The sequence below is a fragment of the Methylobacterium sp. 37f genome (genome assembly GCF_023093475.1).
Classification (GTDB): Bacteria; Pseudomonadota; Alphaproteobacteria; order Rhizobiales; family Beijerinckiaceae; genus Methylobacterium.
In genome coordinates, this window is record NZ_JAGHKN010000025.1 from 63,879 (window position 1) to 73,063 (window position 9,185).

9 protein-coding genes are annotated in these 9,185 nt (G+C 70.0%); 4 read left to right on the top strand and 5 right to left on the bottom strand.

Going from position 1 to position 9,185, the window contains the following annotated elements:
• Positions 1 to 188 precede the first annotated feature (188 nt).
• Genes J7U37_RS16660 through J7U37_RS16670 form a run of 3 tightly spaced genes read left to right on the top strand, consistent with a single transcriptional unit; the run spans position 189 to position 3,200 of the window.
• Positions 189 to 1,511, top strand: a complete 1,323-nt coding sequence (locus J7U37_RS16660) for a GNAT family N-acetyltransferase (RefSeq protein ID WP_247636431.1) — start codon at positions 189 to 191, stop codon at positions 1,509 to 1,511.
• On the top strand, positions 1,508 to 2,668 hold the full coding sequence (locus J7U37_RS16665) for a M20 aminoacylase family protein (protein ID WP_247636432.1): 1,161 nt from the start codon (positions 1,508 to 1,510) through the stop codon (positions 2,666 to 2,668). The genes J7U37_RS16660 and J7U37_RS16665 overlap by 4 nt, the downstream gene beginning before the upstream one ends.
• A gap of 37 nt (positions 2,669 to 2,705) precedes the next feature.
• Positions 2,706 to 3,200: a glutathione peroxidase gene (locus J7U37_RS16670; protein ID WP_247636433.1), complete on the top strand. Its 495-nt coding sequence runs from the start codon at positions 2,706 to 2,708 to the stop codon at positions 3,198 to 3,200.
• 3 nt (positions 3,201 to 3,203) lie between these two features.
• On the opposite strand, the gene J7U37_RS16675 is transcribed toward J7U37_RS16670, so the two are convergent.
• Complete coding sequence (locus J7U37_RS16675) at positions 3,204 to 4,181, bottom strand: cation diffusion facilitator family transporter (RefSeq protein WP_247636434.1); 978 nt, start codon at positions 4,179 to 4,181, stop codon at positions 3,204 to 3,206.
• A gap of 253 nt (positions 4,182 to 4,434) precedes the next feature.
• A complete protein-coding gene (locus tag J7U37_RS16680; protein WP_056487030.1) occupies positions 4,435 to 5,181 on the bottom strand; it encodes a glutaredoxin family protein in 747 nt (248 codons plus the stop codon).
• A gap of 388 nt (positions 5,182 to 5,569) precedes the next feature.
• Between J7U37_RS16680 and J7U37_RS16685 the strand changes: the two genes are divergently transcribed.
• Positions 5,570 to 6,013, top strand: coding sequence for an HIT family protein (locus tag J7U37_RS16685; protein WP_056185367.1), 444 nt, complete (start codon positions 5,570 to 5,572; stop codon positions 6,011 to 6,013).
• A 42-nt stretch (positions 6,014 to 6,055) separates the two neighbouring features.
• Here J7U37_RS16685 and J7U37_RS16690 read toward each other — a convergent pair whose 3' ends face one another.
• The 3 genes from J7U37_RS16690 to J7U37_RS16700 form a co-directional block, all read right to left on the bottom strand.
• Entirely contained in the window at positions 6,056 to 6,490 is a 435-nt protein-coding gene (locus J7U37_RS16690) for a PilZ domain-containing protein (RefSeq protein ID WP_056185363.1), read from the bottom strand.
• A 341-nt stretch (positions 6,491 to 6,831) separates the two neighbouring features.
• Positions 6,832 to 7,059 (bottom strand): hypothetical protein, encoded by a 228-nt coding sequence (locus J7U37_RS16695; protein ID WP_056185360.1) that lies wholly within the window; start codon positions 7,057 to 7,059, stop codon positions 6,832 to 6,834.
• Between the two features lie 66 nt (positions 7,060 to 7,125).
• The coding region (locus J7U37_RS16700) for an NAD(+) synthase (protein ID WP_247636435.1) at positions 7,126 to 9,185 on the bottom strand (2,060 nt) is incomplete at its 5' end.

Consider the following 9,185-nt stretch of genomic DNA (forward strand, 5'->3'; position numbering starts at 1 on the left):
GTCGGATCACGGTGGGCGTGCCGTCTCGCCCAGACAAGCCTGATTCTGGAAAACACCCGGCCGGCGGCAAGATCTCGGCCGGCAAGATCTCGGCCAGGAAGATCTCAGATGCCAAGCCTCCCGTGCGACGGCGCGCGGCCCCGCGCCGCCCTTGGCCCGCCGGTCGCCGAGGACTAGATTGCCTCGCGATGGACATTCCCGGCGAAACACAGCGTTCCGGCGAAGGCCCCGACGCCCCGGCCGAGACCGTGACGGAGCTGCAGGTGCGCGCGGTGCCGGGCCTGGCCGGGATCGCGGCGGCCGAATGGGATGCCTGCGCCACCTCGGCCGAGACCCTGTCGGGGGGCGACGAGACTCACAATCCCTTCCTGTCGCACGCCTTCCTGTCGTCCCTGGAGGATTCCGGCTGCGTCTCGCGCAAGACCGGCTGGCTTCCCCTCCACGTGGCGGTGGAGCGCGAGGGCCGCCTCGTCGGGGTGGCGCCCTGCTACCTGAAATCCCACAGCCAGGGCGAGTACGTCTTCGACCATGGCTGGGCCGACGCCTACGAGCGGGCCGGCGGCAGCTACTATCCCAAGCTGCAGGTCAGCGTGCCCTTCACCCCCGTCACCGGCCCGCGCTTCCTGATCGCGCCGGGTCAGGACGTGAACGAGGCGGCGTCCGCCATCGTGGCGGGCCTGCGCGCCCTGCGGGCCGAGACCAAGGCCTCCTCGATCCACGTCACCTTCATGCAGGAGCGCGAGTGGGACCAGGCCGGGGCGCTGGGCTTCCTGCAGCGCGTCGACCAGCAGTTCCACTGGGACAATGCCGGTTACCGGACCTTCGACGATTTCCTCGCCGCACTCGCCTCCCGCAAGCGCAAGGCGATCCGGCGCGAGCGCCGCGACGCCCTGGCCAACGGCATCACCATCGAGCACGTCACCGGCGCCGATCTGACCCCGGCCCACTGGGACGCCTTCTACGCGTTCTACGCCGATACCGGCGCCCGCAAGTGGGGCCGGCCCTACCTGAACCGCACGTTCTTCGGGCTGCTCGGCGAGCGCATGCCCGAGCGGGTGCTGCTGGTGATGGCCAAGCGTGAGGGACGCTACGTCGCCGGGGCCATCAATCTCATCGGCGACGTCGCCCTCTACGGCCGCAACTGGGGCTGCGTCGAGGATCATCCGTTCCTGCATTTCGAGGTGTGTTACTATCAGGCCATCGACTTCGCCATCGCGCAGGGGCTGAAGCGCGTCGAGGCGGGGGCACAAGGTGAGCACAAGCTCGCGCGCGGCTACCGCCCCGTCCTCATGCACTCGGCCCACGACATCGCCGACCCGGCCCTGCGCCGGGCCGTGGCCGATTACTTGGTGCGCGAGCGCGAACACGTGCTGGAGGCGGCCGAAGTCCTGGACACGCTGACGCCGTTCCGGCGCGAAACCGATGCGGCTTCGGCATCCGACTTGCCTGGGGCCGCGCCGGAGGCGACACCCTCCGCCGACGAGACGCGAGAGCCCAAGGAAGACCCGTGAGTCCCATCGATCGCATCAAGACCTTCGCCGACGACCTCGTGGCCATCCGCCGCGACTTCCACGCCCATCCCGAGCTCGGCTTCGAGGAGGTTCGCACCTCCGGCATCGTCGCCGCGGAGCTGGCCCGCTACGGCGTCACCGTCCATCGCGGCATCGGCGGCACCGGGGTGGTGGGCGTGCTCGAGGGCCGCACCGGGTCCGGCCGGCGGGTCGGCCTGCGCGCCGACATGGACGCCCTGCCGATCGAGGAGGAGACCAACCTGCCCTACCGCTCGACCGTGCCGGGCAAGATGCACGCCTGCGGCCATGACGGGCACACCACGATGCTGCTGGGTGCGGCGCGCTACCTTGCCGAGACCCGCGACTTCGACGGCACCGCGGTGTTCGTGTTCCAGCCGGCGGAAGAGGGCCAGGGTGGCGCCCGCGCGATGATCGCCGACGGATTGTTCGAGAAATTCCCCTGCGACGAGATCTACGCGATCCACAACCAGCCCAACGGCCCGCACGGCAAGATCAAGCTGCGCCCCGGCCCCGCCATGGCGGCGGCGGATTTCTTCGACATCCGCATCACCGGGCGCGGCGCCCATGCGGCCCAGCCGCAGCAGGGCATCGACCCGATCGTGGTGGGCTCCACCCTGGTCCAGGCGCTGCAGTCGATCGTCTCGCGCAACGCCGACCCGCTGAAGAGCGCCGTCCTCTCGGTGACGCAGTTCCACGCCGGGGCCGCCTACAACGTCATCCCGGAGGGCGCCCACATCACCGGCACGGTGCGGACCTTCGACGCGGACCTGCGCAGCCTCGTCACCGCCCGCATCCGCGAAATCGCCCAGGGCATCGCGGCGGCCTACGGCGCGACCATCGAGGTCGACATCCGCGACGTGTTCTCGGTCCTGATGAACAGCCCCGAGCATGCGGCGGCGGCCGCCGATGTCGCCCGCGAGCTGTTCGGGCCCGAGAGCATCGACGACCAGTCGAAGCCCCGGATGGGCAGCGAAGATTTCGCCGACATGGTCGCGCGCGTGCCCGGCGCTTATGCGTGGATCGGCTCGACGCCCGGTCCCGGCCTGCACAATGCGAGCTTCGATTTCGACGACAGCATCATCCCGCTCGGCTCGGCCTTCCTGGCCCGCCTCGTCGAGCGCCGCACCGCCGCCTGAACGCGCGCCCGCGCGTCGAACCCACGGTCGCCCGCCCATGGACAGCCTTCACGATCTGACCCCGCGCGCGGCCGATGGAGCGCCCTACCCCCTTGCCCGGCATCGGGGCCAGGTGCTCCTCATCGTCAACACCGCCTCGAAATGCGGGTTCACGCCGCAATATGCCGGCCTCGAGTCCCTGGCGCGGAAGCACCGCGCCCAGGGCCTCGTGGTGCTGGGCTTCCCCTGCAACCAGTTCGGCGCCCAGGAGCCGGGGGACGCCGCCGAGATCGCCCGCTTCTGCAGCCTGACCTACGACGTGAGCTTCCCGCTCCTGGCCAAGGTCGCGGTCAACGGGCCCGGCGCCGATCCGGTCTACGCCCACCTCACCCGGGCCAAACCCGGTCTCCTCGGCAGTCGGGCGATCAAATGGAACTTCACCAAGTTCCTGGTCGGGCGCGACGGGCGGGTGATCGCCCGCTACGCCCCCGCCACCAAGCCCGAGGCCCTGGACGCCGCCATCGTGGCGGCCCTGGCCGAGCCTGCCCCCTGAGCTTCAGGCGGGCATAGGGGCCGGGGTCTCAGGCATGGCTTCGAGGCTCGCCCGGGCCTGAACCTCGATGAAGACGCGGGTCACGTCGGGACTGCGGGCCTTCAGCTTGGCCTCGACGCGGGCCACCATGGCCTCGATCTGCCCGGCGCTGAGGGTGTCGTCCATGTCGAGGCTGATGTTGACCAGGACGTCGGAGGGACCGAGGTGCTGGGTCAGCACGGTGTTGACGTGGTGCACGCCGGGCTCGTCGCGCACCACGGCGCGGATCACCCCGACGAGTTCCGGGTCTGCGGCCTCGCCGATGAGGAGGCCGTGCGTCTCCACCATCAGGAAGGCCGCCATCCCGATCAGGATCAGGCCGATGCCGATCGAGGACCAGCCGTCCAGGGACGGCATGTCCAGGACATGCGCCAGGATCACGCCGGCGAGCGCCACCACGAGGCCCATCAGGGCGGCGACGTCCTCCGCCAGCACCGTGAACAGGGCCGGGTCCTTGCTGCGCCGGATGGCGGCGAGGGGTGGGCGCTGGCCCTTCTCGGCCCAGAACGCCTTCATGGCCACGAAGCAGGAATAGCCCTCGGCCATCACCGAGAAGCCCAGGATCGCCACGTTCACCCAGAATCCGGAGATGTGGTAGCCATAGATCACCGCGTCCGCCGAGGGTTCCGGATGCTGGAGCTTGTGGATGCCCTCGTAGACCGCGAAGGCGCCGCCGCCGAGAAAGATGAACAGCGCCACGATGAAGGCGTAGAAGTACAGCTCGCGTCCGTAGCCGAACGGATGCTTCTCCGTCGCCGGACGCTGCGACCGCTTCATGCCGATCAGCAGCAGGATCTGGTTGGTGGTGTCGACCACCGAGTGGACGCCCTCGGCCAGCATGGCCGAACTGCCGGTGAGAAAGGCGCCCACGAATTTCGCCACGGCGATCGCCAGGTTGGCGCCCGCCGCGGTGTAGATGGCGCTGGTGCTCTCATGGGCCATGCGGGGGCGGTGCTCTTTGCGGGACGCGGTCGGGGCTGCGGCGACGCCCGACCGGCCCGCCCTCGGGGCGCGGCGTCCGGACAAGCGTTGCCGCTGGGGGCGAAGCGCAGGCAACGCATGGCAGCCCCCAAAGGTTCTCCGTCCATGACAGTTCTGCGCGTCCGAAGGTCGCCGCCCCGGATGAAGGTCGGCCCGGCTTCGTGCGCCGGGCTCCCGCGGGGTTCGGCCGCCGATCGATCGGGCGGCAGGCGGATCAGGCCACCATGACCAGCATCCAGAGGGCCATGCCGACCATCATCAGGTTTTCGGTCAGCGAGACGAAGCCGAGCGGCACGTTGCTCGATCCACCGACGCAGGCGCATTTCAGCTCGCGCTTGTCGATATAGACCGCCTTGAACACCGAGACCGCCCCGACCGTGCCGATGAACAGCGCCACCGGGATCGAGATCCAGGACAGGGCGCCGGACAGCATCAGGAGCCCGGCCAGCGCCTCGCAGAACGGATAGGCGTAGGCGTAGCGTACCCAGCGCTGGGCCAGCAGGTCGTAGCCGAGGAACATCGACGAGAAACGCTCGATGTCCTGCAGCTTCAGGATCGCGAGCACGCACATGCTGAGGGCGATGAACCACTCGGCCGCCCGCAGGGTGAAGGGGGAGCCGAAGGCGGCGTGGCTGGCGGCGAGCGCCATCAGGGCCGTCATGGCGAAGACCGCGATCACCGGCGTGTAGGTCGTGGCCTGGGGGTCCGGGACGGACCGGCCGAGATGTCGGCGCAGGTCGTCGTAGCCGCCGACGCGCTGGCCGGCGATGAAGGTCTGCGGCGTGGTCTTCACGTCATGTTCGGCCTTGAAGCGGTCGGTCTCGTCCCGCGTCGTCAGCCAATGGTCCTCGACCGCGAAGCCCTCGCGCTCGAGCAGGTCCTTGGCCTTCAGGCCATAGGGACAGGTGTGCTTCGGCATCACCATGCGGTACAGGGTGGCCGTCCGGGCAGGACTCGACATGGGGGCTCCTCGACGGGTGACGCGGGCCGGCCCCGGGGGCGGTTCGAAACCCCGCCGGTTCGCCCTGCGTCGTGATGCACCGGCTGCCGGTGCGCGACGTCCCGCAGATGGTGCTTCCCACGGTGGGAAGGTCAAGGGGTCGGAGACGATTCGTTGTGGGATCGTCGGGTGACAGACCCTGGGTTGCAGAGGCCGGCTCTCCGGCATGCGTCGGACGCGGCTTTCGCTTCCCAAGACTGAGCGGCGAAGCACCGGGATCGTCGAAACGGCAGAGTCCCAACGCGACAGCCCAGGCCAGGGATGAGGAGGGTGGGGACGAGGTGGACGGGGTGCGTCGGCCTGTGCATCGTGCGCGCCCATCACCCGAGCCACAACCGGAGCCGGCCGCATGACCGTCACGCCCGCAGCGTCAGCCTACGATCCCGACAACGTCTTCGCCAAGATCCTCAGGGGGGAGATCCCGGCCGAGCGGGTCTACGAGGATGCCGATACCCTCGCCTTCATGGATGTCATGCCGCAGGGCGACGGCCACACCCTGGTGATCCCGAAGGCCCCGTCGCGCGGTCTCCTCGACGCCGACCCGGACGTCCTCGCGGCCCTGGCCCGGACGGTGCAGCGGGTCGCCCGCGCGGTGAAGGCGGCCTTCGCGGCCGACGGCCTCACGGTGTTCCAGTACAACGAGCCGGCGGGCGGACAGACGGTGTTCCACCTCCACGTCCACGTCGTGCCCCGTTTCGAGGGGGTGCCGCTCCAGCGCCACAGCGGCGGCATGGCGGACAAGGCCGTCCTGGCAGAGCATGCCGCGCGCATCCGGACGGCGCTGGCCGCCTGATCGGCCCCCGGGAAAACGATTCCGCCGGGTGGGATCGCGGCCTCAGGCCGGCAGGGTCGTGAGGAGGCGGCGCAGGGCGGCGTTCTCGGCCTCGAGTTCGCCGATCCGGCGCACCAGGGCCAGCACCGAGGCGGCGTCGTCCGCCCCGGGGGCCGCCCCGTCCGGCGATGACGGGGACGTCTGGGAACTCGGCGGCGCGGACGCCTGCGCGGCCTCGTCCGCGAAAGTGACGCCGATGCCGTCGGCGCGGCGCCAGCACAGACTGGCCCGATAGGTCTTTGCCTTCTGCGGGATGTAGAGGTCGAAGCTCTCGGGCAGGGTCGGGGTTTCGGTCAGGGCCAGGCGCGCGCCCGACGCGGACAGATCCCGCACCAGGCAATCCATCGTCGAGGCCCCCTTGTTGAAGATGATCCGGCCCTTGAGGAAGGTCCTCTGTCGGGCCTCCTTGCGGTTGTCCGTACCCTGCTGCTCCGACATGGGGTCGGCCTCCGGCTCCGTTTCAGACGAAGCGGAACCCTGACACGCGGCCTGTTAAGGAATAATCGCCGCGTTGTTGGGATCGGGCGAGACATCGAACTGGGGACTTCGGTGGCGAGGACTTCTATGGCGAGGACTTCGCGACCGGGATTTTGGTGTCAGAAGTCGCAACCGTCCGCGGACCAGCCTGCCCGGTCAGGCTTTTCCGATCAGGATTTCGTCGCCGGGATCTCGGCAGCCCGTCTCCCCGGCCCGCTTCCCGCGAAGGCCGGTTCGTCCCATGCGGGGCGGCGTTCGGATCGTGCCGACAGCGGCCTGATGCAGGGGCTCGGGGGCCGGCCTCAGTGGAAACGGCTGTCCATGGTCTGAAACAGGTAGAAGCCGTTGAAGCGCACGGCGGTCTCGGCCGCGCGGTCGTCGAAATCCCGCGGCGCATCGCCGGTGGCGCCGAGCTTCCCGCCGAAAGCCCATCGGCCGCTGCCGAGGAAGGGCGGCACCGCGCGGCTCTCCGGCACGGCGCAGCACAGGCCCTCGATGCTCCGGAAGCAGAAAACGTTGTAATTCTGCATCGGTCAATCTCCGATTCGCCCACCCAAGCTACGCCCTAAGGAGCCAATCGGACAGCTTTGTGTCGTTCATGTCTCCGGAACGTTGCGAGCGAGGTCTTCGAGCCAGGGTGCGGCGCTTCCATCGGAGGGCGCGCGCCAGTCGCCGCGCGGAGACAGGGAGCCGCCGGCCGAAACCTTCGGTCCGTTGGGCAGGGCCGAGCGCTTGAACTGGCTGAAGCCGAAGAAGCGCTTGAGGAAGACACCGAGCCAGCGCCGGATCTCGGGCAGGTCGTAGGCGCGGCGCTCGGCCTCCGGAAAATCCGGTGGCCAAGCCCCTGCCTGCGCGTCGCTCCAGGCATGCAGGGCCAGGAAGGCGATCTTCGCGGGCGGGAAGCCGTAGCGCAGGGTATAGAACAGGGTGAAATCCTGCAGCGCATAGGGGCCGATCACCCCTTGCGTGCTCTGGGGCGTTTCCCCCGCCGCCACCGGCACCAGTTCGGGCGAGATGTCGGTGTCGAGGATCGCCCGCAGGGTGACGCCGACCTCCGGCGCGAACTGTCCTGAGGCGATGACCCAGCGGATCAGGTGCTGGATCAGGGTCTTGGGCACCCCGGCATTGACGCCGTAATGGCTCATCTGGTCGCCGACGCCGTAGGTGCACCAGCCGAGCGCCAACTCCGACAGATCGCCGGTGCCGATCACGATGGCGCCGTTCTGATTGGCGAGGCGGAACAGGTAATCGGTGCGCAGGCCTGCCTGCACGTTCTCGAAGGTGACGTCGTAGACCGGCTCGCCGCGCCCGAACGGGTGGTCCATCCCGTTGAGCATCACCGTGGCGGCCTCGCGGATGTCGATTTCGCGGGCACTGGTGCCGAGCGCCGCCATCAGCGCGTGGGCGTTGGCCTTGGTGCCCTCCGAGGTGGCGAAGCCCGGCAGGGTGTAGGCCAGGATGTTCGTGCGCGGCAGGCCGAGACGGTCGAGCGCCCGGGCCGCCACGATCAGCGCATGGGTGGAATCGAGCCCGCCCGAGACGCCGATGACGACCTTCCTGGTTCCCGTCGCCTCCAGGCGCTGGGCCAGGCCCGCCACCTGGATGTTGTAGGCCTCGTAGCAATCCTGGGCGAGGCGGGCCGGATCGGCGGGCACGAAGGGAAAGCGCTCGATCGTGCGTCGCAGCCCGAGATCGCCCGCCGGCGGATCGAGGCGGAAGGGCACCCGGCGATAGCCTGACCCGCGCGGCCCGGCCCGGCCCGAATCGTCGAAGCTGCCCATCTGGAGCCGTTCCTGGGCCAGCAGCCCGAGATCGACATCGGCCAGGGTCATCACGGGCTCGGGCGAGAAGCGCGGCCCCTCGGCGAGGCGCACGCCGTTCTCGTCGATGCTGGTCTGCCCGTCCCAGGACAGGTCCGTGGTGGATTCGCCGGTGCCGGCGGCGGCGTAGACATAGGCGCACAGGCAGCGCATCGAGGCCGCCCGCGTCAGCATCGCGCGGGAATCCGCCCGCCCCACGGTGATCGGGCTGCCCGACAGGTTGGCGAGGACGGTGGCGCCGGCGAGCGCCGCATCGATGCCGGGGGAGGCGGGGACCCACAGGTCCTCGCAGACCTCGATGCCGAGCACCAGATTCGGCACGTCCTCGGCGGGGAAGATCAGGTCGGTGCCGAACGGCGCCTCGAGGCCGGCGACCCGGATGGTCTCGCCCACGATCCCGGCGCCGGCGGCGAAGTGGCGCTTCTCGTAGAATTCCCGGTAGGTCGGCAGGAAGCTCTTCGGGATCACGCCGAGGAGGCGGCCGCGGTGGATGGCCAGGGCGCAATTGTAGAGCCGGTGGCCCCAGCGCAGGGGCGCGCCGACCACCAGGACCGGCCGGAGCGCGCCCGACTCCGCCACGAGGCGCGCCACCGCCGCCTCCACCGCATCGAGCACCGTCACCTGGAGGAACAGGTCCTCGATGGCGTAGGCCGAGACGCAGAGTTCCGGGAACACCGCTACGGCGGCGCCGGCCGCATCGCAGGACCGGGCGAGGGCGAGGATCGCCTCGACGTTGCGGGCGGGGTCGGCCGGATGGCTGCGGGTGGTGCAGGCGGCGACCCGGGCGAAGCCGTGCCGGTAGAGGGAGCGGAAGCCGGGATCGGCCGGGGCGGGCG

Bases quoted from the DNA above. Each gene is read 5' to 3' on its own strand.
- J7U37_RS16660 (WP_247636431.1), top strand. From the start codon at position 189: ATGGACATTCCCGGCGAAACACAGCGTTCCGGCGAAGGCCCCGACGCC.
- J7U37_RS16670 (WP_247636433.1), top strand. From the start codon at position 2,706: ATGGACAGCCTTCACGATCTGACCCCGCGCGCGGCCGATGGAGCGCCC.
- J7U37_RS16675 (WP_247636434.1), bottom strand. From the start codon at position 4,181: ATGGCCCATGAGAGCACCAGCGCCATCTACACCGCGGCGGGCGCCAAC.
- J7U37_RS16680 (WP_056487030.1), bottom strand. From the start codon at position 5,181: ATGTCGAGTCCTGCCCGGACGGCCACCCTGTACCGCATGGTGATGCCG.
- J7U37_RS16685 (WP_056185367.1), top strand. From the start codon at position 5,570: ATGACCGTCACGCCCGCAGCGTCAGCCTACGATCCCGACAACGTCTTC.
- J7U37_RS16690 (WP_056185363.1), bottom strand. From the start codon at position 6,490: ATGTCGGAGCAGCAGGGTACGGACAACCGCAAGGAGGCCCGACAGAGG.
- J7U37_RS16695 (WP_056185360.1), bottom strand. From the start codon at position 7,059: ATGCAGAATTACAACGTTTTCTGCTTCCGGAGCATCGAGGGCCTGTGC.